This window comes from Brevibacterium atlanticum, from assembly GCF_011617245.1.
Lineage (GTDB): Bacteria > Actinomycetota > Actinomycetes > Actinomycetales > Brevibacteriaceae > Brevibacterium > Brevibacterium atlanticum.
On sequence record NZ_CP050152.1, the window covers coordinates 3888673 to 3915374 of the forward strand.

Sequence of the window (26702 nt, forward strand, 5' to 3'; positions counted from 1 at the left end):
TCAGTCGCTGTACCAGGTTCTCCGGATGCGCATGTCCGTCTCCAGCAGCAGAAGGTCCGCCGACATTCCTTTCGTGAGCAGCTCGTCAGACCCACGGACGGATCCGTCTGGTGCCCGCCCTGGCGTCGGTGCCTCGTCCCCGACCGGGACCAGTGCCGGTATGGGAATCCGCCCCAACGCCTGCAGCGGGACGAGACTCGCGGCCCGCACCGCTTCGCTGGGGCTCAGCCCCACCTCGGCGACGGCACGTCGGACGGCCTCGTCCATCGTCAGGGTCGACCCGGCGATCGACCCCACCGATCCGTCCGCGGTTACGAGCCTGGCCACGGAATCCTCGACGACCACCGGCAGCGAACCGAGCATGTACTCGCCGTCGCTCATTCCTGTCGCGGCCATGGCGTCGGTGATGAGCGCGATGCGGCCGGGCACCATCTCGTGGAGCATGCGCGCGACCGGGGCGACGACGTGGACGCCGTCATTGATGAGCTCGAGGGTGACGTGCTTGTTCTCAGCCGCGGCCACGATCGGCCCCGGTGCCCGATGGTGGATTCCGGGCATCGCATTGAACGCATGCGTGAGGATGCTCGCACCTGCGTCGAATCCTGCCGCCGTCAGCGCGTAGTCCGCGGCCGTGTGCCCGAGTGCGACCCTCACCCCCGCCTCGGCGAAGCGGGCGATCGCCTCGAGCGCTCCCGGCAGTTCGGGAGCGATGGTGATCTGCGCGAGCGTCCCATCGGCGGCCTCGAGGATCGCCTCGACCGCATCGGGGGTGGGGGCGATGAGCACCTCAGGGGCGTGTGCGCCCTTGAAGTCCGGGGACAGGAACGGACCTTCGGCGTGCAGGCCGATGACACCTGGGCGGCTGCGCACGAGCTCGGCACCGCTGCGCAGCGATCGGCAGAGCCCGTCGATCGTGTCCGAGACATACGACAGCGCGAGCGCGCGGGTGCCGTGCTCACGGTGGACGGCGAGGATCGTCTCGATCCCGTCGGCCCCGTCCTCAGCGGCCGCGCCGCCGGCTCCGTGACAGTGGATGTCGACGTATGCCGGGGACACGAACCCGCCGGCCGCGTCGATGACCTCGACCCCCGCCGAGGCGGGCGTGCCCTTCCAGCCGTCCCCGCGTCCGCGGTCGACGATCGTTCCTCGGCCGAACGCGATCCACGTGTCCGCGGCATCAGCTGTGGGGGTCCCAACCGCACCGTCGAGGATGTGCGCATTGTGGATGATCACCTCGGCGGGGGTGCTCGCCCGAGCTTCGGGTCCTGCCTCGATGGGCATGTCCGTACGGTGTCCAGGCCGGGTCATCGGCTCTGCTCCAGCGGTGCGAGTTCGACGTCGTAGCCGGCCGCGGTGAGGTCCTCGCGGTCGTCCTCGCCGAGGTGGTCGTCGGTGATGATCGCCTGGAACACATCGGTGCCGCCGACGGCGGCGAAGGCCTTCCGCCCGTACTTCGAGGAGTCGGCGACGACGACGGCCTGTTCGGCGCGTTCGGCCATCAGCCGATTGACATACGCCTCGTCCTCATTCGCGGTCATTCCCCCGGAGTCGGCGGAGATCGCGTGGACTCCGACGAAGGCGAGGTCGAGCCAGATGCCGCGCAGCACGCTGTCGACGAAGGAGCCGACGAGTTCGAAGCTCGAGGTGTTGATGACGCCGCCGCAGACGATGACCTTGAGATTCGGGTGGATGGCGAGCTTGTTGGCGATGTCGACGGCGTTCGTGACGATCGTGAGATCCGCGAGCAGATCATCGCGTTGGCTCAGCGCATCGGCGACCATGAAGGTCGTGGTGCCGCCGGACAGGCCGACGACCGATCCAGGGGTGATGCGGTCGACGGCGGCTCGTGCGATCGCGGCCTTCGCCTCGGTGGCGGCGGCTTCCTTGTACCGCAGCGACAGTTCGTAGTCGACGGAGCGCCGGGTCGCCCCGCCGTGGGTGCGTTCGACGAGTCGGCGCTGCTCGAGCAGGTCGAGATCGCGACGGACTGTGGCCACGGAGACCTCGAGTTCGTGGCTGAGGGCCTCGACCCCGACGGTGCCCTCGTGGTCGAGTTTCGACAGGATCGCGTCGAGTCGATCTTCACGCGTGCTCATATGCCAACTTTCGGTCGTGGGCCAGGGTTTGGCAAACGTGGCTCATGCTCCGGTCCCGTCGCTGGACGAATGGTGCGTCTGAGCGTCGGCTTCTCCGGCAGCCCCACCGCCGGCCCCATCGGCCACCCCGTCGGCAGCCTCACCGACGGCCAGGAGCGTGATGAGGCGGGCCACCTCGGCGGCGAAGGAGTCTCGGGCCGGGCCGAGGTACTTCCGGGAGTCGACGAGCCCCGGGTCGGTGTCGAGGACTCCTCGCAGACGTTCGGTGAAGACCCTGTTGAGGTGGGTGGAGATGTTGATCTTGCGCATCCCGGCTGCGACGGCACGAACGATCTCGTCGTCGGGGACTCCGGAGGATCCATGCAGCACCAGGGGCACAGGCAATCGCTGCGCGAGCGCCGCGATGAGGTCGAGATCGAGACGGCTCGTCCGCTGCACCATCGCATGCGAGCTGCCGACGGCGACGGCGAGCGCATCGACGCCCGTGGCGTCCACGAAGTCCGCGGCCTCGACCGGGTCGGTGCGCACCCCGGGAGCATGCGCGCCGTCCTTGCCGCCGATCTCTCCGAGTTCGGCCTCGACGGCGACTCCGCCGGCGTGGGCGCGGCGGACCACCTCGGCGGTGGTCGCGACGTTGGCGTCGAAGTCGAGGTGGGCGCCGTCGTACATCACAGAATCGAAGCCGAGGTCGATCGCCTCGGTGACGAGTTCGGGGTCGGTGGCATGGTCGAGATGAACAGCGATCGGAACGTTCGCGGACTCCGCGATGCTCAGGGTTGCGCGTGCGATCGGGGCCAGCCGGCCGTGGTACTTCACGCAGTTCTCGGAGATCTGCATGATCGTCGGGCGCCCGGCCGCCTCGGCGCCGGCGGCGATGGCTTCGGCGGATTCGATATGGATGACGTTGAACGCGCCGACTGCGGAGTGCTTGTGTTGGGGTGCGGGGGACGGACCTCCGTGGGAAGCGGGGTTTGCCGTTGACGCAGGGGTTGCCGTCGACCCGACTGCGGATACCGACGCCGTCGGAAGCTCGGCGGCATCGAGCAGGAGGTCGATCGTGGCGGCTCTCGTCATGGTCTCATTCTCCGAGGTGGTCGGCGGAATCGGTGGCGGCGGTTTTGGTGGCGTCGGTAACGGGTGCGACGGGTGACGGGGTCGGGGCGGCGGGTGCTGCCGGCCGGGGCAACACGGTTGGGACGGCGTGCGCTGTCGGGGCGACGTGCGCTGTCCGGGCGGTGGGTGACGTGATCTGCACGTGATCGCGCAGCGTCTTCCAGCTCGGGTGGATCGCTCCCGCCTGCGGCATGAGAACCGCAGCCGCCGAGACCGCGACGGCGTCGGTGAGGATGGCCTCGACCTCGGTGTCGGGAAGGACCGTGTCGACCTCGGCGTCGGAGAGCGTTGGCTCGACGTCGGGCGCCGACGAGGCGTCGCTCTTCCGGAGGAGTGTGGCTTCGTCCGGCCCAGAGTCTGGACGTGCGGTCAGTCGGCTGAGCAGTGCCGCGACCACGGCATCGCCGGCGCCCGTCGGATTCCCCCGCACCGGTTCGTCGAGTCTCGCCGCCGACCGTTCTCCGGTACGGTCGATGAGCACCATACCTTCCTCGCCGCGGGAGACGAGCACGGCGCCCGCCCCTGCCGCGATGAGGGCACGGGCTCCCGCACCTTCAGGTCCGGCGACAGCCCTTCCCGCAGCGCCGGCAGCGATCTCGGCGAGTTCGTCGACATTGGGTTTGAGCCAGTCGGCCCCGGCCGCTGCCGCAGTGATCAACGCCGGACCTGACGTGTCGACGACGACGATGACTCCGGCCGCGTGCGCGGCGGAGACGACTCGGCCGATGAGTCCCTCCGGCAGATCCTTCGGAGTCGACCCCGAGATCGCCAGTGCCCTCACCTGCGGTTCGACAAGGCGCAGCCGCAGCTTCTCCTCGATCTGGGCCCACACCTCGGCCGGGTGTTCGGAGGCGTGCTCGTTGAACAGGGTGGCCCGGCCGTCGCTCTCGACGATCGCGTAGCTGCGGCGCAGCTGTGCCGGCGTGGGAGTCAGGTCCCACAGCAATCCGTCGTCCGATCCCGTGTCTTCCGGCCAGTCCGCGGCATTCACCGGCCCCTGCACGTACACGGACCGACCGAGCGCGGCGAGGACTCGCGCGACGTTGATCCCCTTCCCGCCGAGGCGGCTGCCGGCCTGCGCCACCCGATGCGAGGTGCCGAGCTCGATCGTGTCCACATCGATGGTGAGGTCACGGGCAGGGCTGAGTGTGAGGGTGACCGCCTGCGGCGCGCTGTTCGCCGTACCGCCGGTCATCGTCGGTCCTCGTTGGTCAGAGGTGAGCCGTCAGCCCGAAATGAGCGGCCAGCCTGAGGTGAAACGTCAGCCTGAGGTGAGCCGTCGGCCCGCTGGTGAATGTATCGGCGCCTGGTGAGCAGACCGGCTCCGATGAGTCCCGCGACCGCTCCGAGACCGGCCGCACGGATCTCCGGTTCGCGGTGGAAGCTCAACCTCGCGCGCATCGCAGCCGCCACCGCAGGGATGAGCTCATCGGCACCGCTCAGCCCTCCCCCGAGGACGATCGCGGACGGAGCGGTGATCGTCACGAGCTGTGCGCACATGGCGCCGAGGGCATCGGCCGCCTCGGCGAACACCTCCGCAGCGATCGCGTCGCCGGACCGCATCGCTTCGAGCACTTCTCGCGCTCCGGCCGCGTCCCTGCCGCTGCGCTTCGCGTACCGACGGGCGATCGCGGCCGCCGAGGCGATATGCTCGACGGGCCCTCGGAACCGACCCTCCGCAGTGTCGACAGCGACCTCGAGGAAGCCGAGTTCACCGGCATAACCCCCGGCCGAAACCATCCGACCATGGACCTGAACGGCACCGGCGATCCCGGTGCCGATGGTGATGAGCGCGGCGTCATCCGGAATCGAGGAAGCCGCCGCGAACTCCGCCAGACCCGCCGCGCGCACATCATGACCGAACACGATCTTGCAGCCGAGGCGCCGCTCGAGCAGGTCCGCCATGGGAGCATTCCGCCAGCCGAGATTGGCCGAGTACACTGCGATTCCGGCGTCCTCCTCGACGATACCCGGCACGACCACGGCGGCCGCCCCGACCTCGAGTTCGGGATGAGTTGCCGCGAGGTTGTCGCGCAGTGCCGCCACCGCCTCGACGATCGCCGTCTCCGGGGCGGGAGTGTCGGTGGCGTTCGTTGGGTCAGACTTCGGCGTGGTCTTCCCTGGGGCTCGCACCGGGACAGTCCCCGCGGAGGCAGCCACGGGCGTGGGTGCGGTGCGGGCGTCGATGATGCTGCCGTCCGAGTCGAACAGCCCCGCCTTGAGTCCAGTGCCGCCGACATCGACGGCCAGCGCCACGGGGCCGAAACCGAGGCTGAGGGCTCCGGCCACGCGCATGATCTCGGCGCTGGTGGTCATCCCTCGAGGACGACTGACCGGGTCAGCGAGCGAGGATTGTCCGGGTCGACGCCGAGGCGGCGAGCCCGCATGAGCGCCACCGCGTGGAGACGGACGAGGTCGGCCAGAGGATCCCGGTCGGCCTGTTCGAAGCGCGCCCCGGTGGCCTCGACCTGTGCAGCGAGTCCCTCCGGAGCCGGACCGAACTGCCAGCTCACCCGCCCCGGTGCCGCGATCGCAATCGGTCCATGACGATACTCCATCGACGAATAGGACTCCGTCCAGGCCTGAGCGGATTCGCGCAGCTTGAGCGCCGCCTCGTTCGCCAGGCCCCAAGTCCACCCCATTCCGAGGAAGCTGTACTGCTCGGCGGCGAGCAGTCCCTCGTCGATGAGCGTCTCATCGGCGGACGTGAAGTCCTCGTCTATTCCATCGAGCACGGCCCGGGCATCGGCGATGGACGCCTCGAGTTCGGCGTGTTGGCCGAGCCACGACCGCATCGCCATGATCGCTGAGGTGCCGAAGCGGGTCTGGACGACGGAGCGCTCATCGGCGAAGTCGAGTTCGACGACATGCGTCGAGGCCGCCCCGATCGGAGAGTCCGCAACACCGAGCAGGGAGGTCACCGGCGTCGATCCGGCGAGCGCATCAAGAGCGGCAGCCACCTCGCTGGTGGTGCCCGACCGAGAGATCGCGAGGATCCGATCATAGCGGCGCCCGATGGGGAACTCGCTGGCCGTGAAGGCATCCGTCTCCCCCTTGCCGAGCCCCTCTCGCAGCGACGCGAAGACCTGCGCACCGAACCACGAGGTGCCGCAGCCGATGACCGCGATCCGCTCCCCGTCCTGCGGCAGCGCCGAGGCGGCCGTCGACGTCTCGAGGACGCGCTGCCAGATCTCGGGCTGACTGCGCAGCTCCGCTTCCATGAACCGGCCAAGCTCGGACATCAATCACACTCCTGATCGAAATTCTGGTCAATCAATCATCATGATGACACATTTCCTGCCGTGCCGATAGATGTTCTGAACGAACTGTCGGTGGTTCGATCATTACCGTGAGCGTTCCGCGCCCCCGGAACCGCCCCCGCCACTCAGCCGAGAGTGCGGACTCGATTCGCGTCGATCCCGAGCACGTGCGCATCGAGGAAGGCCAGGACGGTGCGGTACCAGACCTCGGCATTGCCGCGACCGAGGATCCAATGCCCCTCGTCCGGGTAGTAGAGGAACCGGTGCTGTGTGTCCCCGTCGGCGTCGAGCGGGGTCTTCGCCTGTGTGAGCAGGTCCAGCCACAGTTCCTGCCCCTGCCCGATCGGCACCCGGTAGTCCTTGTCGCCGTGGATGACGAGCATGGGGACCTCGATCTCACCGGCGTAGTGGTGCGGGGAGTACTCCGCTGCCTGCTCCCGCATCGCCTGGTCCCAGGACGAGTTGTCCGTGGTCCGCCCCATCGAAGTGGTGTTCCACAGGGACGCATGGGTGACGATGCACTTGAACCTGCTGCCCGTGTGCCCGGCGACCCAGTTGGCCATGTATCCGCCGTACGAACCACCGGCCAGGGCGATGCGCTCATCGTCGATGTCTGCCCGCTGCACGGCCGCCTCGGTGAGCGTCATGATGTCGGTGAAGGGGGTCCCACCCAGCTGCTGCTGACCGCGATCGATCATCGCCTGGCCGTAACCGGTCGAGATCGCCGGATCGGGCAGCAGCACGGCATAGCCGGCGGCGGCGAAGGGCCCGGGGTTCCACCGGTAGGTCCACGCGTTCCACGACCCCCACGGTCCGCCGTGGGCGAAGACGACGAGCGGATGCGGCCCCTCCCCCTCCGGCAGGACCAGCCACGCACGGATCGGTGTCCCGTCCTCGGCACGGACCTCCACCTCGGTGAGGGTGCCTTCCTCATCGAGGACAGTCGCCGGGTTCGCGAGCTCGCTGATCACTCCGGTTTCGAGGTCGATCGAGACCGGCAGGGGTGCGACATCGATCGCCGAGGCGGTCGCCACGACCGTGTCCCCGCGCAGTGCCAGCCCCGAGAACGCATACTTCTGTCCCTCTCCCCCGACGAGGCGCCTGGGCTCGGCATCGTCGAGTCTGCCGATGAAGACGCTGCCGCGGCCGTGATCGTCGGCCGCGGCCACGATCGTCGTATCGTCGACCCAGATCGGGGCGAACCAGAAGTCTGCCTCGGGCCACACCGGTTCCAGCTCGGCGGTCTCGAGGTCGAGGACCATGAGATCGACGGCGAGATTGGCCTGCGGAGTCCAGAACTGTTGGCGGCTGACCAGCGCCTTCGTGCCGTCGGGGCTGATGGCCTCGATGCCGAACCCGTGATCGGCGGCCGGTTTCGTCAGTCGGTGCAGCTCGGGTTCACCCTCGAGATCGACTCGCCAGATCTCGCTGGCTTCGAGTTGACCGGGGATCGGCTTCTCCAGCTCGACGAGGACGAATCGGGCTTCGTCGTCGACGGCCCAGTCGACGAGTCGTCCGCTCGGCAGCGACAGGTAGCGGAAGTCGAGGCCCGCCGGAGCACTCAGTTCGTCGGTGACCTCGGGGAAGTCGGCTCCTGCCTGGTCGAGCTTCGCCACGGCCAGCGTCTGTCTGCCCGGTCCCAGGTCGTGGTCCCACCGGCGGACGGGAAATCCGGTGTGGAGGATGCCGCTGACCTTCGCCTCGCTGCGTTCGGTGCTGAACTCCTGGTGGTCGGATTCGTCAGCGGCCCAGGTGTGGACCGGGAATTCGACGATGAGGGTTTCGCCCTTGATCTCGATGCGGGAGAATCCGCCCTCATGGTCGGCGAGCTTGCGTGCCTCGCCGGTGTCCGGAAGTGCCCAGAGGCTCGGGCTCTCGGTGTCTTTGCCGTCCTCGCCCTTGCGTTTCGAGGCGAAGACGATCGTGCCGTCGTCGCTCAGCGCGGCCGGCCCGATCGACTGGGCACCGCGGGTCAGGCGCCTGGCCTGTTCGCCGCTGATGTCGGCGAGGTGGGTGAGGGACGAACTGCCTTCGGAATCGAGGAATGAGTACTTGGCGATGACGCGGCCGTTCTGATTCGTCAGGAGACCTTGCAGGCGGCGGGCGTCGAGGAGTCTGGTCACAGCGTCTGGGGTCGTCATCGTCCCATCCTAGTCGGCCAGACGCACACGGAGCGAAGGATTCGCTGGGGTGCGTGATCAGCCGGCCGACTTCCGAGGCGAGTGATTCGCCGGAGTCCTTGATGCGCCTGATCGGGCGATTCGCCGGCCGACTAGCGGAAGCTGGGGGCGGGGACCTTCTCGCCGTCGATGACCACTGTCGGGAGGATCTTCCTGAATTCTTCGTCCGCCTCGGTGTTCGACTTCTGGGCGCGCATTTCGATGATGAGGCTGACGAGGCGCCCATTGATCTTGTACCCGACCTGAACCCCGTAGGCGATGGTGGGCTGCTGGTCGATGGCGAGGATCTCCGTGGCACCGAGTTCCGCCTGGTAGCTCCAGTACTCGCCGGCGCTGAGCGATCCCGTCCGTTCTGCCAGGACCTGCGAGTCCTGCTTCGAAAAGCCGAACTTTCTCTTCCGGTCGACGACTTCCTGTGCGCTGTCACCGTATTCGTCGGTGCAGTTGATCATGAAGACGTCCGAGTGCGTCGAGTCGTCGGAGCGGGCGTAGACACGGAACTGGTCCGTGCTGCCGGTGCTGCCCGTCCAATTGTCACCGATCGCGAAGGAGACATTCACGGGACAGGTGTCACCGAGGGTGACCGTCTCCTTCTTCATCCCCTCAGGGATCCCGCCATCGGTGGGTTCGCCCGTGGGTTCGGAGCCCGCGGTCTTCTGCACGCCGACTCGGACGGGGCCCGAGGACTTGTCCTCGGTGCGGATCTGCAGGACCGAGCATCCGCTGAGCAGCACGGTCAGCGCGAGAGCTCCGGCGACCACGGCACGCCGCGTCCCGAATGTGCGTCTCGTGGCACCGGCGGTCCTGTGGCCGCCGATGCTCTTCGGTGACAGCGGAATCACCGCTGGTCACCTCGGTCGCGCCGCTTCGGGTACCCCGCTTCCGGGCCGGGATGCTGAGGTGGGCTGTTCGGTGCGGAGCCGGGGTGAGGCGGCTGCGCAGCGGGATTCGGCTGGCTGCCGTAGGGCTGCTGCGGGCCGGAATTCGGTTGACCGAACTGAGGATTCTGCCCACCGCCCGAGCCGCCGCGCGGCGGCTTGAACTGCGAATGCTGCCCGGAGTCAGGCGGCAGACCACCGGAGACGGACTCGCCCGTGGTGCGGTTGATCAGGGCACCGTCGACGCGTTCGAGACGACGCTTCGACGTCCGCCTCGGCGTGCCGAGGATCCGTCCGTCGAGTTCATCCTGGTTCGGCTGACGTGGCGGCAGGAACCCGGGCGCCTGCCGCGGATCCGCCTGCTGCACGGGCTGCACCGCGTGCGATCCGGCGACCACCCGGTCCATGTGCTCGGACATCTGCGGCACCGTCACCGGTGCGGCATCGGCGAGGACAGGCAGGACCATACGCACCGAGGTGCCGACGCCCTCCTGGCTGAACAGCTGCACGGAGCCGCCGTGGCGAGTGACGATCGCCCGCACGAGCGAGAGCCCCATTCCCGAACCGGCGACGGCGCGCACTCGCGAACCGCGGGAGAGTTCGTCCCAGACGCCTTCCTGCTCGGCGAGCGGGATGCCGCTTCCGGTGTCGGCGACCTCGACGACGACCCAACGGTGACCGTCGATGATCTGTTCGTTCGCCCGCAGTTCGACGACCTCGGCCTGAGACGAGTACTTGAGCGCATTGCCCAGCAGATTGAGGATCGCGGTGAGCAGCAGATCCTCTTCACCGGCGACGTCCGGCAGCCGCCACGGCGCCCGGGCGACGGTGGCCACGATCATCCGGTCCTCGGCACCCGGCGCGGTCGAGGCGTCCTCGACGGCCTGATGGATGAGCGCATCGAGGTCGACGCGAGCGTATTCGATGATGCGGGTCTCGACGTCGGCGAGTTTGCGCAGATCGGCGAGCAGACGAGCCACCCGCCGCGACGACACGTCGACCTGTTTGGCGGCCGGCTCCACCTCGGACAGCGTCCCCCCGTCTCGAACGACCTCGCGGATGCTCGCCGCCGAGGTGCGCAGCGCCGTGAGCGGGTTCTTCAGCTCGTGGTCGAGGCGGATGAGCATGCGGTTGCGCTTCGTCATCGAATCCTCTGCGGCCGCGGTCTCGATCGACTCCCGCAGCGCCGCCTCCCGCTTCTTCAGATACCTCCAGCCGAACCATGCACCGACGGCGAGACCGGCGAGCACGAGAACGATCAGGAGCAGAAACAGCCAGACCTGGATCTCAACAACGAGGAAGTTCGTCATACGTGCCTCTGGCCGTCCTCGCCGCGGACCTCGCCGACGAAGCGGTAGCCGCGGCCCTGCACGGTGGCGATCCACCGCGGTTCGGCAGCGTCCTCGCCGAGCACCCGTCGCAGCTCCGCGACCCGGGAATCGACGGCGCGAGTGCCCACAGCCTCCTCGAAGCCCCACAGGACCTCGAGCAGACGAGACCGTTCGATGAGCTCCTCCTTGTGCACCATGAGGTACTCGAGCAGAGTGAAGCCCTTGGGAGTGATGACGAGTTCGCGCTGCCCCAGCCACGCCCTCCGGCCGACGCGGTCAACGCGCAGCCCGAAGCTCGAAACCAGCACTGGAGCAGTCGCCAACGGAGGCCCGTCATTGCGGGTGCGTCTGAGCACTGCGCGGATGCGAGCGACGAGCTCGTGCGGATCGAAGGGTTTGTTGAGATAGTCGTCGGCGCCCTCTTCGAGCGCCATCGCCCGCTCGACGCCCTCACCGACCTGGGTCAGCAGCAGCACCGGCACCCAGTTCTCCTCCTGCCGCAGGCGCCTGAGCACCTGCCGACCGTCGGCTCCGGGCATGAGCACATCGAGCACGCAGACATCGGGTTTGTGCCGGTGGATCTCGTCGAGGGCCAGCAGTCCGTCACTGGCGGGCAGGACCCGGAAACCTGAACGTTCGAGGAAGGGCACCACCGCCCCGAGGACATCGGGCTCATCATCGGCGACTAAGACGAGTGGTTGGGGCTCGTTGTGATTGTCAGTCGTCATGGTGGTCTGGTCCGGTTCCTCTCTGGCGTTCCCAAGCAAGCTCTCGGGCCTCAGCACGATCGACCGCCTCGGCGAGTTCGTCTCGGTACAGCATAGAACGACGCAGGTGTTTGGTGCGATATCCGGCGCGGCCGACCATATGGGTGGCGACGGGGATCGTCACCAGCTGGAAGGAGATGATGATCGCCAGGGTCGTCACCGTCGCCCACGTCGGGAACTGGATGGCGACCGCCACGCACACGAGGGTCAGGCCCAGGACCTGGGGTTTCGCACTCGCGTGCATTCGGGACAGGAGATCCCCGAAGCGGACGAGTCCGACTGCGGCGGCCAAGGACAGGATCGCGCCGAGGAGGATGAGCGCGCCCGAGACGATGTCAAGAACCATTGTTCTTCCCTTCCCCGGAGGTCTTGCCAGTGTCCGTCGAGCCCTGGCTCATGTGCTCGGCGTCATCGGGTCCGGCGTCGGGACCCGTGCCCTCACCCTCCCCGCCGGCATCGGCGTGGGTGTCGTAGGTCGGGTCCTCGATCACGGTGACCTCATCGGTGATCGGGCCGGCCTGCTGGGGCGACTCGGAGCGCGCCCCCGCCTCGGCGGCCGTGTCCTCACCCTGCGCCGACGCACCCTGCTCACCAGCACCTACCTCACCGGCACCCGACGATGTCTCATCGCGGGCCTCCCGCGGCATGTGCCAGTCGGTGCTGGAGAAATCGGACAGCGCCCCCGCCTCGGCGCCGGGGGTCATCGAATCGGACTTCGAGACGTACCGGGACACGCTCACGGACCCGACGAAGCCGAGCATCGCGAGCACGATGAGCACCGGCAGCAGATCAGTGCGATCCGACAGCGCCATGTACCCGCCGAGGCCGCACATGATCGAGGCCAACACCACGTCGGTGCCGATCATGCGGTCGAGGATCGAAGGCCCGCGGACGATGCGGAAGAGCGCGAGGACCACCGAGGTGGCCAGCAGCACCGAACCGGCGACGATGAGGAAGTCGAGGACGAGCTGACTCATGCGCGGCCTCCCGCAGTCTCGCCCAGCGGATCCGGCCGGGACCGCAGCGCGGCGAGGTCCCGGTGTGAACCGAGGGTGCGGATGAGCAGCTCCTCGATGTGATAGACCTGCGCTTTGGCCTTGCGCACCTTCTCCTCGGAATCGCAGTCGAGGAAGTGCAGGTAGAGGATGCCCATCGACCGGTCGCTGTCGATGATGATCGAACCGGGGATGAGGCTGGCGGCGTCGGCGATGAGCGTGAGCACGAGGTCCGAGCTCGTGCGCAGATCGCACGCGACGACCGAACCGGCACCGACGGCGCGGGGCCGGAACGCGTACCATGCGACCTCGATCGAGGCGTAGAGCACCGAGTAGATGAACCACAGGGCGAAGACCAGCGCATGCCAGACGTTGAACCGGCCGGAGAGCACCACCGGCGGAAGGTAGAAGACGCGGGTGACGAGGAAGGCGACCACGATGCCCGAGAGCACGGTGATCACAGTGACCGAATCCCACAGCATCAGCCACAGCAGGACGAGGGAGACGAGCAGCACGAGCTGCTGCACGAATCCCCTGCCGCGGCTCATCCGCGGTCGGGTCGCATCGGCGGGACGGCTCAAGCGCGTCGATCGTCTCGGACTCATCAGCTCTCATCTCCGAGCACATTGGAGACATAGTCAAGCGGCGTCTGCAGATTCTCCGCCGCCCGCTCGGCCATCCCCCACAGGGGTTCGGCCGCGACCGTGAGCACGATCGAGGCGATGACGATCACCGAGGTGGCCACCACCATGGCCGGGGGCACGCCGATCTGAGACTTCCACTTCTTCCCCGCCAGCAGCGTCTTCTTCCGATCGGCGAACTCGTCGACGAGGTCCGCATTGGGTTCCTCGACGTCGGCGGGATCGCGCCAGAACGCGAGGTTGAAGGTACGGCCGATGACGTAGAGGGTGAGCAGGCTCGTCACGGCACCGGCGACGATGAGGACCGTCGGCAGCCACGCATGCTCGTCGAAGCCGGCGAGGAACAGCGCGACCTTGCCGATGAAGCCGGAGAACGGCGGAATGCCGGAGAGGTTGAGCGCCGGAACGAAGAAGAGGATCGTCAGCACCGGGGAGAGCACCATGAGTCCGCCCAACGACCTCGTCGAGGTGGACCCGCCGCGCATCTCCACGAGCCCGATGGCCAGGAACAGTGCGGTCTGGACGATGATGTGGTGGAGCGTGTAGTAGATCGCCGCGGACAGGCCCACACTCGTGCCCAGAGCCACGCCGAAGAGCATGTAGCCGATGTGGGAGACGAGGGTGAAGGACACGATCCTCTTGATCTCCGACTGCGCGATCGCGCCGAGGATGCCCACGAGCATCGTCAGTCCCGCCGCGATGAGCAGCGGCACCCGCAGCGACGAATCGGCGAACAGCAGCGTCTCCGTCCGGATGATCGCGTAGATGCCGACCTTCGTCAGCAGTCCCGCGAACACCGCAGTGACCGGGGCCGGCGCCGTCGGGTACGAGTCAGGCAGCCAGAACGAGAGCGGGAAGATCGCGGCCTTGATGCCGAAGCCGAGCAGCAGCAGCACATGGAGGATCATCTGCACATCGGCCGGAAGATCGGAGATCCGCTCGGACAGCTGCGCCATGTTCACCGTGCCGGTCGCGGCGTAGATGATGCCGATCGCGGTGAGGAAGATGACCGAGGACACGAGCGAGATGATCACATAGGTCACGCCCGCCCGGATCCGCTCGGCCGTCGCACCGAGAGTGAGCAGAACATACGAGGCGACGAGGAACATCTCGAAGCCCACGTAGAGGTTGAACAGGTCACCGGCGAGGAAGGAGTTCGCGATGCCCGCACACAGCACCAGATAGCTGGGGTTGAACACGGAGATCGGGGTCTCGTTCGAATCGTCGTTCGCGTCCTGACTCAGGGCGTAGACGAGCACGCACAGGGTCACCAGCGAGGACACGATGAGCATCAGCGCCGAGAGCCTGTCGGCCACGAGCACGATGCCCGCCGGCGGCTCCCACCCGCCGATGGCCACGACCTGCGGCCCATGCGCGTCGACGCCGAAGAGCACGATCGTGGCGATGACCATGACCGCCACGAGGATCGCGATCGACACGACGTTCTGCGCCTTCGTGTGCTTGGAGAGGATGAGCGCAATGCCCGCTCCGATGAGCGGCAGCAGAACCGGCAGCGGGATGAGGAAGGGGAGGAGATCGATCATGCGTCGCCCCCCTTTGAGTCCTTCGCATCCTCGGCGGCTTCGGCCTCCTCGGCACTGTGCGCGTCCGTCTGGGAGTCCACGACCGCCTCGGCGATGGCATCGGCCTGGGCCGGATTCGGGGCCTCGTCGATCTCCTCGGCGACGACTTCGCGCTCATCGGGAGTGCCGTCGTCGTCGAGGTCGACGGCGCCCCTGATCGGGGACTCCGCCTCGTCACCGAACTCGGTGTCGTCGTAGTCGGTGCTCGCCTCCGCCTCGGAGTCGATGACCTTGGTGATCGCGACCTGGAGGTCGGCGTCGTCGTCCTGCAGCGAATCGGCGCGCATGAGCCTCCACGAGCGGTAGATCATCGCCAGCAGGAACGCGGTCACGGCGAAGGTGATGACGATTGCGGTGAGGATGAGGGCCTGCGGCAGCGGATCGGACATGCCCTCCGTCGACAGGTTCTCTCCGTCGGTCAGCGGCACCGAACCGCGTCCGGCGGTGAGGATGAGCAGCAGGTTCGCACCGTTGCCGAGCAGGATGAAGCCGAGCAGGACACGGGTCAGCGACCTCTCGAGCATGAGGTAGATGCCGGCGGCGAAGAGGACGCCCATGGCCAGGACCATGACGAAGGGCATGCTCATAGTCGGCCTCCTTCCGCACCGTTGTCGACGTCGAGTTCGTTGACCCGATCCATGATCACCGACACGGCACGGTGTTCGGCCGTGCTGCCCATGTTCTCGGAGAAGTTGACATTGTCATGGATGCGGTTGGCCAGCATCGCCTCGTCGCGTTCCTGATGCAGGTCCACCTCGGCGCCGAGCGAACGGAGGATGTCGAGCATGAGGCCGATGACGATGAGGTAGACGCCGATGTCGAAGAACGTCGAGGTGCCGAAGGACAGGTGTCCCAGCAGCGGCAGATCGCCCTCGAGGTAGACGGATTCGAAGACGGTGTCGCCCCACACCCAACCGCCGATGACGGTGAGCACGGCCGTGACCAGGCCAGTGCCGAGCATCCCGGACGGAGTGAAGGGGGCCGCCTCGGCGAGTTCGTACTTGCCTCCGGCCAGATAGCGCACGACGAGCGCGAGCCCGGCGACGAGGCCGCCGGCGAAGCCGCCGCCGGGTTCGTTGTGACCGGCGAAGAGGAGGTAGACGGAGAAGACGAACACGGCGTGGAAGATCAGTCGTGCGGTCACCTCGAGGATGATCGAGCGGTTGCGCGGGGCCAGGGTGCGTCCGGCGATGAGCCAGGACACGCGCTTCTGCGAGAGATCCTCACGTCCGGGGCTGTGGATGCCGGCGACCTCTTCGGCCACGGGTTGGAAGCGGACCCGGCCGGCCGCCTCGGTGCCGTCCTTCTTCCGCTCGAAGCGGTGGAGGTGGCCCTCACGGCCGCGGACGAAGATGAGGCCGGCGATCCCGGTTCCCGCGGCGACGAGCACGGAGATCTCGCCCATCGTGTCCCAGGCGCGGATGTCGACGAGGGTGACGTTGACGATGTTCTTGCCGTGGCCGAGCTCGTAGGCGAGCTGACCGAAGTCGACGGAGACGGGGTCGGACACGCGCACCCCAGCGGCGATGAGGACCACGAGCATCATGGTGATGCCGACGGCACCGCCGATGATCGCTCGCCAGGCCGGAGTGAAACGGCCGGTGGACTCGCCGATGCGGGCCGGCAGACGACGGAGGACGAGGACGAAGACGACGATCGTGATGGTCTCGACGAGCACCTGCGTCAGCGCCAGGTCGGGTGCTCCGACGAAGGCGAAGTAGGCGACCATCGCGTATCCGGAGATACCGGTGACGACGACCGCGGTGAAGCGCTTCCTCGCTCTCGTGGCCGAGATGGCGACGATGATGAGCACCGTCGCGACGATGAAGTCGAGTGGGGTGTCGGAGAGGTGGAAGTCGATGTTCCAGGTGTCGTTGGAGATGACGGCCAGACCGACGCCGGCGACGAGGACGAGGTAGACCACGCCCTGGTAGAAGGGCAGCGAACCGCGCTGGGTGCGGGCGGTGACCCACAGGGCCAATGTCTCCATCCAGCCGATCGACTTCCGGTAGAGCTCGTGGAAGTCGATGCCCGACGGCAGCGTCGACTGCACCTTCGCGAACGGGCGACGCAGCACGAAGAGTGCGAGCCCGACGGCGATCGTGACGGCGGAGAACGCGAGCGCCGGTTCGAGACCGTGCCACAGGGCCAGGTGGTAGTGCCCGTCGTCCTCGGCCACCACCGGCAGGGAGTCCGTCCACGCGGAGAAGTAGCCGTCGAGGAGGCCGGCGCCGGGACCCAGCGCCAGGGTCAGCGCGGTGAGGATGAGCGGGGCGACGACGAGGGTGAGCTTCTCGTCGCGGCGGGCGATGTCGTCGACGCCGGGCTTCGAGGAGAACGCGCCCCAGACGAAGCGCGCCGAGTAGGCGACGGTGAGGATGGAGCCGATCATGATGCCGATGAACGCGATGATCGAAGTCTTGTCCGGGGAGGCCAACAGCGTCGAATACGCGGCCTCCTTCGCGACGAAGCCGAGCATCGGCGGCAGACCCGCCATCGAGGCGGCCGCGATCGTCGCGCACACGGCGACGACGGGGAAGGCCTTCCAGCCGCCGGAGAGCTTCGTCAGGTCACGGGTGCCGGCACGGTGGTCGATGATTCCCACGCACAGGAACAGACACGACTTGAACAGCGCATGGGCGATGAGCAGACCCAGTGCCGCCTTCGTGATGTCCGGGGTGCCGAACGAGGCCATGGTGGTGAGGAAGCCCAGCTGGGAGACCGTGCCGAAGGCCAGGAGCAGCTTGAGGTCGGTCTGCTTGAGTGCCTGCCACCCGCCGATGAACATGGTCAGCAGGCCGAGGGTGAGCAGCACCTCGGTCCAACCGGGGACGTGATGGTACCCGGGTGCCAGCCGCAGCACGAGGTAGATGCCGGCCTTGACCATGGCCGCGGCGTGGAGGTACGCGCTGACCGGGGTGGGGGCGGCCATGGCGCCGGGCAGCCAGAAGTGGAACGGCATCAGCGCCGACTTCGAGATCGCCCCGATGAGGATGAGGATGACCGCGCTGATGATGAGCGGACCGGTGTCCATGCCCAGCTGGGCACGATCGACGAGGGTGGAGATCCGCCCGGTGCCGGTGGCGGTGATGAGCAGGACCATGCCCACGAGCATGGCCAGACCGCCGGCGGTGGTGACGATGAGCGCCTGCAGTGCGGCCTGGCGGGAGCGGCGTCGGGATTGGCTGTGGCCGATGAGCAGGTAGGAGAAGACCGTTGTGCCTTCCCAGAACAGGTAGAGCATGAGGAGCTCGTCGGCGATGACGAGTCCGTACATCATCGCCGCGAAGGCCATGAAGATGCCGGCGAAGCGGGCCAGGCCCGGCTCATCGGGCGGGAAGTAGCGGGCACAGTAGACGAAGACGAGGGTTCCGACGCCGGTGACGAGCAGACTCATCACCCAGGAGAGGACGTCGAGGCGGAACACGCCCTCGAGTCCGAGTGCCGGCAGCCAGTCCATCGACTCGACGAGAGGGTGGGCCGCAGGGCCGAAGAGGTCGGCGATCTTCGACAGGCTGAAGATGAGTCCCGCCAGCGGGACGAGGGCGAGGAAGAAGAATCCGTTGCGCCCGAGGAGGCGGATCAAGGGGTAGGCAATGACAGACGCGCCGAAGAAGGCACCTGTCATGGCTAACACCGGCAGCCACCTCCGTCATATGCCTGAATGCGGGAAAGGTTCGTGACCTATTTTTGCACGAGCGGGCGGTGTTTCCCCAATCAGGAAACGTCTGTTATGCAGGCGATTCGCCCGTCATGACGGGGCCCGCACCTGCGATGACGCCGAGGCCGGAAGACGTTCGCCCCGAACGGATCGACAGGCTGCCGCTGGTGCCGGTTCGGACGACCGGCGGAGCTCACTCGCGCAGCTGACGGCTGGTGACGAGGAAGCCGTTCTCGTCAAGTCCGATCCCGTCGCAGCCGACGAGGAGTTCGGCCCCGATGGAATCGGTCAGCCGGGCGACCTCGCCGCGCATCCGCCGGAACCGCCGTCCCTGATCGGGCCGGTAGCGCCGGGACTCGGTGTCCATCCAATGCACGTGGTACTCGATCTGCGGGGCCTCCGAGTGCGCGGCGATGATCGGCGGCACCCACTCGGCCTCCATCACCCGGATCTCGAGGCTGCCGGCGCTCTCGGCGATGTCCCCGAGCGGAACGAGCAGCGCATAGCCGTCGAGGACGACCGGGGCCGAGGGATCGAAGAGCGGATCGTCGATGCTCGCCTGCGCCAGCACATCCTCGTCGGGGGTCGGCAGCGCCTGCTGGAAGGCATGCGGAGCATGGCGGCGCACGAATTCGAGCGCCACCGCCGGTTCGAGCCAGTACGGCGAGTAGAGGTAGAGGTCGACCTTCGCGTCGGGGTCGGGAATGATCACGCGTGTCGGCAGATCGGCCTCGTCGGCCAGGCGCAGCCCTGTGTGCAGGCGGGAGGCGATGGACAGGAAGAGACTGAGCATCCGCTCCTCCTCCCGGTCGGGCATCCCCGCCGGGAAAGCCTCGTGGAGGCCGTCGGCATCGGCATGCCATTCCGGCGGCGGGGTCGGCTGGCGGTCGCGAGGGCAATCGATGACGACGGCGTGACGAGCCCAGTCGGGAACCCCGAGGGCGGCGACGTCAGCCGGTTCGAGATCGACCCCGACGCTGAGCCGAGAGTGCCGACTCAGCCGCATCTGACCGTGTTCGTCGAGGTGCGGCTGCAGGTCAGGCAGCTTGTTGTGGATGAGCGCGAGGACATCGGAGACCTCGACCTCGTCGTCGAGGAGCAGGAGGTGGAATCCTCGCAGATCCGCCGAGGTGGCCGTCTCGGCGGGTGCGGAACCGCCGTGGGCGCCGTAGCCGGGTCGCCCCGTCGACGGCATCCCCGTCCGCCGCCTGCTCGCCGCGGCATCGGCGACGTCGGGCGCCCTGGTGCCGTCAGGGCCGGCATAGCGCGCGCCGTCGGCCTGTTCGCGGGCGGCGCGTTCCGCGGCTTCGCGTTGGAGCCGCAGTTCGCGGCGAGTGATCACATGTCCCTCCGGTAGAAGTTGAGGTGCGATCGAGAAGCAGTGGGGCCGCGCTGGCCCTGGTACCGATTGCCCGTGGCCTCCGAACCGTAGGGGTTGAGCGCCGAGGAGCTGAGACGGAAGAAGCACAGCTGACCGATCTTCATCCCCGGCCACAGGGTGATCGGCAGGGTCGCGACGTTCGACAGCTCGAGGGTCACGTGGCCGCTGAATCCCGGATCGATGAATCCGGCGGTCGAGTGGGTGAGCAGCCCGAGCCGGCCCAGCGAGGATTTCCCCTCGAGCCTGGCGGCGACATCGTCGGGCAGGGTGACGAGTTCATGCGTCGAGGCCAGCACGAACTCACCGGGATGGAGGACGAAGGGCTCTCCCGGAGCGGCCTCGACGAAGCGCGTGAGTTCGGGCTGCTCGAGGCTCGGGTCGATGACGGGGTATTTGTGGTTGTCGAAGAGACGGAAGTACCGGTCGAGGCAGACGTCGACGCTCGCGGGCTGGATCAGCGAGGGGTCGTAGGGGTCGAGGGCGATGCGACGGGAGTCGAGCTCGGCGCGGATGTCGCGGTCGGATAGGAGAGTCACGTATCCGATGGTAGTCGTTCCGGTGCCCGTCCGCTCGAAATGCTGCGCTCGAGAAGCAGTGCTTGAGGTGCTGTGCCCCGAGCACGGTCCGGAGACCGTCCGACCAGCGCCCGCCGCCCCGAAATGCGCGCACTTCCCAGAGCGACACGCCGAATTGATGTCACAAAACTATAACGATTAATGCAAATTCACCTGGTTTTTGCCCGTGTGTCTCCCCACAGCGACTGGTGAATGCTTTAGAGTGATGTGCTGTACGGACCCGCGCACGATGGTGCCTTCCCCTTCTTAAGCCAAGGAATGCCGGGAGTCCCATCGCCTTTCGTGGGTAGACAACAATCGAAAGGCATTACTGTGAAGACCTCGCGTCTTGTGCTTGCCCCCGCAGTAGCCGTTGCTTTGACAGGTCTTGCTGGCGCCCCGGCGTTCGCGGAGACATCGTCCCCCGCTACGGTCTCTCCCAAGGAGGTCTGCGCCCAGGAAGAGCAGCAGTCATCCACCGACTCCGAATCGGATTCCTCCGTTCCCGATGAATCGGATCCTCAGGCCACCCTCGCCAAGGCGCAGGTGACGCGGGACGACATCGCGGACCAGAAGAAGGGAATCGGCTTCTCCGGCACCGGATTCACTCCGGACGAGAAGGCCACCGTGACGGTCGTCGGCACCGATGGCACCGAATACGCTCCGGAGAAGAAGCTCACGGTCGATGAGAAGGGTGAGGTGTCCGGCACCTACTTCTTCTCCGTGACCGATGGAGCGAAGGTCCCCGTCGGGAAGTACTCGCTCTACCTCACCGATCTCAAGTCGGAGAAGAAATCCTCGAAGGTCACCTTCGAGGTCGTCTCCAAGGCTTCCGACGTCGACGATCCCGGAAACGATGACACTCCGGGCAACAACGACGACAAGAACTGCGACTCCGCGACCGCCCCGGCCGACGACGGCGACAAGACCGAATCGGAATCGCCGTCACCGTCGCCGTCCGAGACCGGGTCCGAAACCCCCTCGGAGTCGAACACTCCGAGCCCGACCGAGACCGACGACAAGTCTGATGACAGCCCGGTCAAGGGCGTCAACCCCGGCCCGGCCAAGAAGCCGACCACCGAGGCTCCGACGCCCACCAAGACCGACGACGAGGACTCCGACACGTCCAAGGACGCCGACGACAAGACGTCCGAGGCTCCGACGCCGACCGAGACCGACGACGCCGACGGTTCCAAGGACGCCGAGGACAACGACAAGTCCGAGGATACGAAGCGGAAGGCGTCCGAGGACGACGGCTCGAAGTCCGATGATGAGAAGTCTGACGACGGGGCGACCGACGACGAGAAGTCCGAGGACAAGGCCTCCGAGTCGACCGGACCGGCCAGCCCCGGCTCCGATGAGAAGAAGGCTCCGGCAGCCGCCAAGCAGTCCCTCTTCATCGACCCGACGGAGATCAGCTCCGAGGACTTCCTCGACAAGGGCATCAAGCTCGGCGTCAGCGGAGCCCAGCCCGGTGAGAAGATCACCATCACGGTCGAACATGCCCAGGGCAAGGTCGATCGCTACACGATGACGAAGGAAGCCGATTCCGAGGGCAAGGCGACCTTCGGCGTCCAGGCCAAGGTCAAGGCGGTGCTCGGCACCTACAACGTCACCGCTCAGGCCGAGAGCTTCGATGAGCCCCAGGGCGGAAGCTTCACGGTGCTGACCAACGGCACCGCCGTCGACGACGGCGGCAACGGCTCCGGCAGCACCGGTTCGGGCAGCGGTTCGGACTCGTCGGGAAGCGACCTGCCGCGCACCGGTGCCGAGATGACCGGTCTCGCACTGGGCGTCGGCCTGCTCGCCGTCGGTGCCGCAGCCGTCATCATCACCCGTCGGCGGATGAACGCCACCGACGACCCGGCGGAGTTCTAAGATCCGTTGAACGATGAATTGTCCCTCGCGGGGCTGCAGCTCGCCGGGCGCGAGATCGATCTCGGACGTCTGCGAGCAGGGACAATGCTCGGACTCATGGGCAGCCCGGACAGCACCACCTCGGTGGTGCTGTCCGTGGCGGCCCTGTCCCACGTCGCACCACCGCCACGCGTCCCGACCGGAGGCCGGTCGGGTCGTTTACGTGTGCGCAGCTGGATGAAGCACTATCTTCGCGATGCCGATGCCGGATCTGGGGAGGCGGCATCGGCTCAGGTGACGGACGCACTGACGACCTTCGGACTGCGGCCGGAGACCCTCCGACGCCGCATGGGAGACCTCGAACCGATCGAACGTGCCCGGCTCACCCTCGCCGCGGCGTGGGCGAGCGGATCCCAGTGGCTGACCTTCATCGACCCGTTCGCCTCGGTGCCTGGCCACCTGCGCACCGGGCTGCGTAATCGTGTCGCCGAACTCGTCGCCGACGAGGGCCGCGGAGTCGTGTTCAGCTCGAATTCGCTGACCGATCACACCATCGCCGAGGCAGGGGTGGCCGACATCGAGAAGGACCAGCTCGTCGCGCTGGGTTCCTTGGAGCAGATCGTCAGCGAACCCCGGGGTTCGCTTCCAGCCGAGCTCAGCGGCGTCAACGTCTATTCGGGTCTGGCCCGCAGGGGATGGCTGTCCATCGGCCATTCGGCGGTCAAGGCCCGCACCGAACTCGACGGGAAGGTCTTCGTCACCCTCGGGTGGCGTGCCGCGCTCCTGTCACTGGACGAGCACGACCCGGCGTTCACCTCGGCGACGGTGTTCGAAGCCATCGTCACGGGACTGCGCGATCGCGGCTCCTGCCTGCAGGCGAAGCTGTCCCCGGTCGACACCGAGATGGGGCTCGCACTCGACGTCGACCTCGCCGATCTCGCCGGTGCTGCGCGCACCACCGACCCCGCGGGCGCCACAGGCGCCCCCGGCTCGGCTGATGAGCCGGCGGCCACCTCGGCGGGGTTCGGGATCCTCCATCCGGGACTGGGCTCGACCGTCGCGGCACTGCTCGCCAACGTCAAGGTCGGCACGCATGTCTTCGTCGAGGTCGACACTTCCGCGCTGCACGCCTACTCAGTGGAATGACGCGCGGCAGATAGACTGAACTCTGCTCAATCCCCAACCGAATCAGGAGAGCCATGCGAACCTCGCGCAAGCTTCTGATCTCGGCTCTGACAGTCATCGTGCTCACGGTCGCGGCCGTTCCCCTCCTCAACCTCACCGTCTACACGCCTGCCAGGGCCGCCGAGGCCTATATCGGCGCGATCGAAAAGGGCGACGCCCACCGCGCCTTCTCCTACCTGTCTTCACCGACCCCCGCCTCGACGCTGGCGCTGAGCAGCGAAGTCCTGTCCGCAGCGCCCGATCTGCCGCGGGAGGCCGAAGCGGAGACCGTCTCCGTCGACGGCGATCACGCGAAGGTCCGGCTGAGCTACACCCTGTCCTCGCAGAAGCAGACAGTCGACCTCAGCATGGTCAGGCTGCCCGCGAGCGCGGGCCTGTTCGACCGCTGGGCCATCGAGCAGAAGAAATGGCCGACCCTGACCCTCGACGTCTCCGGTTCGTCGACGGCGACGGTCAACGGCTACGGGGTGAGCGCCGGATCCGTGCCGGTGCTGTTCCCGGCCAGCTACCTCGTCGGGTTCGATGCGACCTATCTCAAGTCGAAATCCGAACGCGCCGAGGTGACCGCCCCCGGCGATTCCCACACCGTGAAGCTCGCGCCCGAACCGACGGCCAAGCTCGAAGAGACCGTGACCGAACAGGTCACCGACCACCTCGAGGACTGCGTGAAGTCGAAGACGCTCATGCCCTCCGGATGCGTGTTCGGTTGGGACACGGACAACGAGATCATCGGCGATGTCAGCTGGTCACTCGAACGCAGGCCGCAGATCAGCCTCACCTCGTCGGGCAACGACCTCGAGGTCACGCCTTCGACGGTGGAGGTCCGGGTCAAGGGCCGCTACCGCGACATCGTCACCGCGGCCGAACACGACTTCGATGAGAAGCTCTCTTTCGTCCTCGGCGGCTCCGTGGTCGTGAAGTCCTCGCAGGTCAGCTTCGAACCGCGCCGCCTCGGCGACGTCTCCGTCGTTTAAGGGCGGCGCAGCACCACCTCCGGGCTTCATTTCCTGCCTTCTTCACGAAGTCAGCGGCCAACCCTGAATGTTCGGTCGATCCACCGCGTTCTGAAGCGTCAGAACCACGGTGGATCGACCGAACAATCGTTGGAAAAGGGTCTCAGGCCCCGCGGAGGTCGAGGTTGAGCTCGTTCGGCGCCGAGTCCACGAGGTCGACGGGGATGCCCCAGTCCTGCTGGTAGAGGTGGCAGGCCGCGTGCAGCGGGATCTCTCCCCCCGGCTCTCCGTCGCAGGCCGCGGCACGCGCGGTCACATGCAGCACTCCGCCGTCGAGGTCGGGGTTGATGACGATGTCGCGTCCGAGTCCTTCGGCGCCCCCGTCGCCGGAGACGATGAGTTCCGGCGGAGCCGATGAGACCTGCAGGAACGTCGGGTCGCCCCAACGGTCATCGAGCTTCTGTCCGGCCGGAACCGTGAAGCTCACGCTGATCGACACCGGTCCCGAGGCGATCTCCGTCGAAGGGCGCTTCGTCGTCAGCGCGCCCTCGTCGACCTTCTGGGCGTCCTTGGGCAGCTTCACCCGTGTCAGCGCGTGCGCGGCGGACTCGACGACGAGGAGTTCGGCCTCGCCGGCGGTCTCCGTGGCAGCCTCGCCGGCAGCGTCCGATGCGGAGCCTGCCCCGGCGTCGCTCTCACCGGCGGCTCCGGCGGCCCCAGCGGCATCGACGACGAGGATGTCCGAGGGTTCGCGCAGACCGCGGGCCAGCGTCGTGACCTCCTCGGTGGTCGGGTCAAAGCGGCGGATCGCGCCGTTGTAGGTGTCGGCGATCGCGATCGACCCGTCGGGCAGGCTGCGCACACCCAGGGGGTGCTGCAGGCGCGCTTCGGCGGCCGGTCCGTCACGGAAGCCGAAGTCGAAGAGACCGACTCCCACCAGTGTGGAGACCCCGCCGGTCGCGGGGTCGAGTCGCCGGACCGAGGAGGTCTCGGAGTCGGCGATGAGCACTCGCCCCTCGGAATCGAGGTCGAGACCGGAGGACTGGGCGAACCAGGCGGACTCGGCGTCGCCGTCGCTCAATCCCTCGTTCATCGTGCCCGAGAGGATGCGGATCGATCCGTCCGCAGGGTCGAAGGACCAGATGGTGTGGTTGCCGGCCATCGCCACGACCACCTCGGCGGTGGCGGGGACGAAGAGGACGTCCCACGGCGACGACAGCTTCACATCACGCCCGGGTCCGTCGTATCGTCCCAGCTCACCATGCTTGCCGCGGACGTTGTCGATGGCGCCGACCATGTGCTGCTCGCCGGTGCCGGCGAGCGTCGTCACGGTCTCGGTCTCGAGATCGATGCCGCGCAGGAGGTGGTTGACGGTGTCGGCGACGACGAGGCTGTAGCCGACCTTCGCGGCCAGCTCGTCGGGCAGCACGGCGATGCCGCCGGGTTCGCTGAAGGTCGCCGTGGCGAAGTCGCCGTCATCCGCGCCCCGTGCGCCGGTGCCGATGCGGCGGATGATGGTCCGTCCTGTCGCGTCGTATTCGACGAGGCTGTGGTGTCCGGAGTCGGAGACGAGGAGGTTGTCCGAGGGCAGCCGTGTGGCCTTGCCGGGGTAGAACAGGTCGGTCTCCGGGGCCGGCGGCGGCACGTAGGGGCCGTCACCGGAATGGAGGGTGCCCTTGGCCGAGTGCTCGGTGATGAGTCCTTCGATGATCTCGGTGAGGCCGGCGGCGTGGCCCTCGCCGGACATCGTCGCCACGAGGTAGCCCTCGGGGTCGATGACGGCCAAAGTCGGCCAGGCGCGGGCGGTGTAGGCCTGCCAGGTGATGAGGTCGGGATCGTCGAGGACGAGGTGTTCGACCTGGTAGCGTTCGACCGCCTGATCGACGGCCTCGACGGTGCGTTCGAACTCGAACTTCGGCGAGTGCACGCCGATGATGACGAGTTCACGCCCGTACTTCTCCTCGAGCGGACGCAGCTCGTCGAGGACGTGGAGGCAGTTGATGCAGCAGAACGTCCAGAAGTCGAGCAGGACGACCTTGCCGCGCAGGTCGGCCAGGGTCAGGTCCTTGCCGCCGGAGTTCATCCACCGGCGCCCGACGAGCTCGGGTGCGCGGACCTTGACGTCGCGTGTCGAAGCTGAGGATGCGACCGTCGCCGAGGTGGCCGCCGGGTCAGCGGCGGGAGCGGGGACGGTGGATTCTTCCGGGCTGGTGTTCATGCCTCAATGATCGCAGATCCATCACCGAGACGGCCGGGCCGGTGTCATG

Annotated in this window: 22 protein-coding genes; 3 read left to right on the forward strand and 19 right to left on the reverse strand. The window is 67.4% G+C overall.

The annotated features are described in order from the left end of the window. The 18 genes from GUY23_RS17290 to dcd form a co-directional block, all read right to left on the reverse strand. Entirely contained in the window at positions 1-1281 is a 1281-nt protein-coding gene (locus GUY23_RS17290; RefSeq protein ID WP_228282510.1) for an N-acetylglucosamine-6-phosphate deacetylase, read from the reverse strand. A gap of 23 nt (positions 1282-1304) precedes the next feature. After that, the gene (locus GUY23_RS17295; protein ID WP_166974810.1) at positions 1305-2096 is read right to left on the reverse strand and encodes a DeoR/GlpR family DNA-binding transcription regulator; all 792 of its coding nucleotides are present in this window, start codon (positions 2094-2096) and stop codon (positions 1305-1307) included. Positions 2097-2138: 42 nt separating this feature from the next. Next, complete coding sequence (locus GUY23_RS17300; RefSeq protein WP_166974812.1) at positions 2139-3170, reverse strand: class II fructose-bisphosphate aldolase; 1032 nt, start codon at positions 3168-3170, stop codon at positions 2139-2141. Between the two features lie 4 nt (positions 3171-3174). Beyond that, positions 3175-4404, reverse strand: coding sequence for a 1-phosphofructokinase family hexose kinase (locus GUY23_RS17305; RefSeq protein WP_166974815.1), 1230 nt, complete (start codon positions 4402-4404; stop codon positions 3175-3177). Continuing rightward, positions 4401-5525 carry an ROK family protein gene (locus GUY23_RS17310; RefSeq protein WP_166974818.1) on the reverse strand — a complete coding sequence of 375 codons (1125 nt, stop codon included), beginning with the start codon at positions 5523-5525 and terminating at the stop codon, positions 4401-4403. Before GUY23_RS17310 ends, GUY23_RS17305 begins: the two co-directional genes overlap by 4 nt. Continuing rightward, positions 5522-6451, reverse strand: a complete 930-nt coding sequence (locus tag GUY23_RS17315) for an SIS domain-containing protein (protein WP_166974821.1) — start codon at positions 6449-6451, stop codon at positions 5522-5524. The genes GUY23_RS17310 and GUY23_RS17315 overlap by 4 nt, the downstream gene beginning before the upstream one ends. Before the next feature lie 143 nt (positions 6452-6594). Beyond that, entirely contained in the window at positions 6595-8610 is a 2016-nt protein-coding gene (locus GUY23_RS17320; protein WP_166974824.1) for a S9 family peptidase, read from the reverse strand. A 131-nt stretch (positions 8611-8741) separates the two neighbouring features. Further along, the gene (locus GUY23_RS17325) at positions 8742-9491 is read right to left on the reverse strand and encodes a hypothetical protein (RefSeq protein WP_228282511.1); all 750 of its coding nucleotides are present in this window, start codon (positions 9489-9491) and stop codon (positions 8742-8744) included. After that, positions 9488-10837: a sensor histidine kinase gene (locus tag GUY23_RS17330; RefSeq protein ID WP_166974827.1), complete on the reverse strand. Its 1350-nt coding sequence runs from the start codon at positions 10835-10837 to the stop codon at positions 9488-9490. Before GUY23_RS17330 ends, GUY23_RS17325 begins: the two co-directional genes overlap by 4 nt. Next, complete coding sequence (locus GUY23_RS17335; protein WP_166974831.1) at positions 10834-11586, reverse strand: response regulator transcription factor; 753 nt, start codon at positions 11584-11586, stop codon at positions 10834-10836. Before GUY23_RS17335 ends, GUY23_RS17330 begins: the two co-directional genes overlap by 4 nt. Continuing rightward, complete coding sequence (gene mnhG / locus GUY23_RS17340) at positions 11576-11971, reverse strand: monovalent cation/H(+) antiporter subunit G (protein WP_166974834.1); 396 nt, start codon at positions 11969-11971, stop codon at positions 11576-11578. Before mnhG ends, GUY23_RS17335 begins: the two co-directional genes overlap by 11 nt. Beyond that, a complete protein-coding gene (locus GUY23_RS17345; protein ID WP_166974837.1) occupies positions 11961-12602 on the reverse strand; it encodes a monovalent cation/H+ antiporter complex subunit F in 642 nt (213 codons plus the stop codon). Before GUY23_RS17345 ends, mnhG begins: the two co-directional genes overlap by 11 nt. Further along, the gene (locus GUY23_RS17350) at positions 12599-13225 is read right to left on the reverse strand and encodes a Na+/H+ antiporter subunit E (RefSeq protein ID WP_166974840.1); all 627 of its coding nucleotides are present in this window, start codon (positions 13223-13225) and stop codon (positions 12599-12601) included. Before GUY23_RS17350 ends, GUY23_RS17345 begins: the two co-directional genes overlap by 4 nt. Continuing rightward, a complete protein-coding gene (locus tag GUY23_RS17355; RefSeq protein WP_166974843.1) occupies positions 13225-14805 on the reverse strand; it encodes a Na+/H+ antiporter subunit D in 1581 nt (526 codons plus the stop codon). The genes GUY23_RS17350 and GUY23_RS17355 overlap by 1 nt, the downstream gene beginning before the upstream one ends. After that, positions 14802-15431: a Na(+)/H(+) antiporter subunit C gene (locus tag GUY23_RS17360; protein WP_166974846.1), complete on the reverse strand. Its 630-nt coding sequence runs from the start codon at positions 15429-15431 to the stop codon at positions 14802-14804. The genes GUY23_RS17355 and GUY23_RS17360 overlap by 4 nt, the downstream gene beginning before the upstream one ends. Next, positions 15428-18472, reverse strand: a complete 3045-nt coding sequence (locus tag GUY23_RS17365) for a Na+/H+ antiporter subunit A (RefSeq protein ID WP_166976379.1) — start codon at positions 18470-18472, stop codon at positions 15428-15430. The genes GUY23_RS17360 and GUY23_RS17365 overlap by 4 nt, the downstream gene beginning before the upstream one ends. Before the next feature lie 226 nt (positions 18473-18698). Further along, the gene (locus GUY23_RS17370; RefSeq protein ID WP_228282513.1) at positions 18699-19847 is read right to left on the reverse strand and encodes a hypothetical protein; all 1149 of its coding nucleotides are present in this window, start codon (positions 19845-19847) and stop codon (positions 18699-18701) included. Continuing rightward, positions 19844-20422 (reverse strand): dCTP deaminase, encoded by a 579-nt coding sequence (gene dcd, locus GUY23_RS17375; RefSeq protein WP_166974848.1) that lies wholly within the window; start codon positions 20420-20422, stop codon positions 19844-19846. The genes GUY23_RS17370 and dcd overlap by 4 nt, the downstream gene beginning before the upstream one ends. A 396-nt stretch (positions 20423-20818) precedes the next feature. Here dcd and GUY23_RS17380 point away from each other — a divergent pair, with 396 nt between their 5' ends. Genes GUY23_RS17380 through GUY23_RS17390 form a run of 3 tightly spaced genes read left to right on the forward strand, consistent with a single transcriptional unit; the run spans position 20819 to position 24456 of the window. Beyond that, on the forward strand, positions 20819-22318 hold the full coding sequence (locus GUY23_RS17380; RefSeq protein WP_166974851.1) for an LPXTG cell wall anchor domain-containing protein: 1500 nt from the start codon (positions 20819-20821) through the stop codon (positions 22316-22318). A 6-nt stretch (positions 22319-22324) separates the two neighbouring features. Next, positions 22325-23443, forward strand: a complete 1119-nt coding sequence (locus GUY23_RS17385) for an ABC transporter (protein ID WP_166974854.1) — start codon at positions 22325-22327, stop codon at positions 23441-23443. 53 nt (positions 23444-23496) lie between these two features. Then, positions 23497-24456, forward strand: a complete 960-nt coding sequence (locus GUY23_RS17390) for a hypothetical protein (RefSeq protein WP_166974856.1) — start codon at positions 23497-23499, stop codon at positions 24454-24456. Positions 24457-24598: 142 nt separating this feature from the next. Here the strand turns inward: GUY23_RS17390 and GUY23_RS17395 are convergent, their stop codons facing one another. Continuing rightward, positions 24599-26653 carry an NHL domain-containing thioredoxin family protein gene (locus GUY23_RS17395; protein ID WP_166974859.1) on the reverse strand — a complete coding sequence of 685 codons (2055 nt, stop codon included), beginning with the start codon at positions 26651-26653 and terminating at the stop codon, positions 24599-24601. Positions 26654-26702 lie beyond the last annotated feature (49 nt).